Origin of the sequence: Noviherbaspirillum malthae (genome assembly GCF_015352985.1) — a bacterium.
Lineage (GTDB): Bacteria > Pseudomonadota > Gammaproteobacteria > Burkholderiales > Burkholderiaceae_D > Noviherbaspirillum > Noviherbaspirillum malthae.
Genome location: NZ_JACYXF010000168.1, coordinates 1 through 1,737 on the forward strand (window position 1 = coordinate 1; position 1,737 = coordinate 1,737).

Annotated in this window: 2 protein-coding genes; both read right to left on the reverse strand. The window is 63.2% G+C overall.

Annotated features, from left to right (window positions below):
- The coding region (locus IGW03_RS37530) for a TRAP transporter large permease (protein WP_194727470.1) at positions 1 to 1,282 on the reverse strand (1,282 nt) is incomplete at its 3' end.
- The coding region (locus tag IGW03_RS37535) for a TRAP transporter small permease (RefSeq protein WP_438943723.1) at positions 1,273 to 1,737 on the reverse strand (465 nt) is incomplete at its 5' end. The genes IGW03_RS37530 and IGW03_RS37535, both read right to left, overlap by 10 nt.

A 1,737-nucleotide genomic window follows, 5' to 3' on the forward strand; every position in this document is an offset into this window, starting at 1 on the left:
TGCCCAGCATGACCGAGGGCAGCCAGAGCGAGAACGAAGGCACGTAGGTGATCAGCAGCATGGCGGCAATCAGCGCGCCGTAGAACGGCCAGATCGTCTTCATCACCTGCCCCACGCTCACCCCGCCGATCGCACAGCCGACGAACTGCGTCGTGCCCACCGGCGGCGTGTTCAGCCCCAGCGCGCAGTTGATCAGCATCAGCATGCCGAACTGCACCGGGTCCATCCCGAACTTCATCGCGATCGGCAAGAAGATCGGCGTGCAGATCAGGATCGTGCTGGCCATGTCCATGAACGTGCCCAGCAGGAACAGGATGATGTTGATCATCGCAAAGATCGCCCACGGGCTCGACGATATGCTCGACATCATCTCGCCGGTCAGCTCCGCCACTTCGTACAGGCTGATCAGGTGCTGGAACACCGCCGAAATGCCGATCAAGAGCAGCACCACGCCGGTGGTCTTGACCGCCTTGGCCGCCGACTTCATCAGGTGTTCCCAGGTCATCGACTTGTAGACGAACACGGTCAGGATCAGCGCATACAGCACCGCCACCGACGCCGCTTCGGTCGCCGTGAAGATGCCCGACAGGATGCCCACGAGGATGATGACTGCAATCATCAGCCCCGGCAGCGCCGCGCTGAACGAGGAAATCACTTCGCCCCAGCCCGGGAACTCGCCCTTGGGATAGTTGCGCTTGACCGCCACCAGGTAGGCCGCCACCAGCATGCAGATGGTCAGCACCAGCGCCGGCAGCATGCCGGCCATGATCAGCGAGGAAATCGACACCGCGCCGCCGGCGGCGAACGCATAGATCACCATGTTGTGGCTGGTGGGCATGAGCGCGCCGACCAGCGAGGCATGGGTGGTGACATTGACCGCATAGTCGGCGTGATAGCCCTCTTTCTTCATCATCGGGATCATCACCGCGCCCATGGCCGAGACGTCAGCCACCGGCGAGCCGGAGACGCCGCCGAACAAGGTGCAGGAGACCACGTTGGACATGCCCAGGCCGCCGCGCACATGGTTGGTGAGGCTCTTGGCGAAGCGCACGATGCGCGCTGCCACGCCGCCGTAGAGCATGATCTCGCCGGCGAAGATGAAGAAGGGAATGGCCAGGAACGAGAAGATGTTCATGCCCGAGACCATGCGCTGGAACATGACAGCCAGCGGCATGCCTTCGACCAGCAGGGCGGCGGCGGAGGACAGGCCGATGGCGAACGCCACGGGGACGCCGAGCAGCAGGAAGCCGGCGAAGCTGAGAACGAGAATGGTCAGTGCCATGATGGGATCACTTCCTTGCCAGTGAGGATTGCAATGATGTGCTCAATGCAGAAGAGGATGATGAGGGCGCCGGCGACGACGACGGCGACATAGTTGATGCCTTCGGAGATGTGCAGCGAAGGAATGTTGTAGTTCATGACCGACTTGCCGAGCAGGGAGCCGTACCAGACCATCATGGCGCCGAAGCAGCCGACGAGGAAGTGGATGACGATCTCGAACTTCTGGCGCAGTGTTTCGGGCAGCAGCACCAGGATGGATTCCATGCCGATGTGGCCGGCGTCGCGCACGCCGGCGGCGGCGCCGAGCATGGTGACGTAGATGACGAGCACCAGTGCGGCGCCCTCGGCCCAGGTGGGGGTGTCGTTGAGGACGTAGCGGCCGAAGACCTGCCACACGACGACGAAGACGATGCCGAACAGGCCGAGCACCGCCCCGATCATCGCCGCGCGGCACAG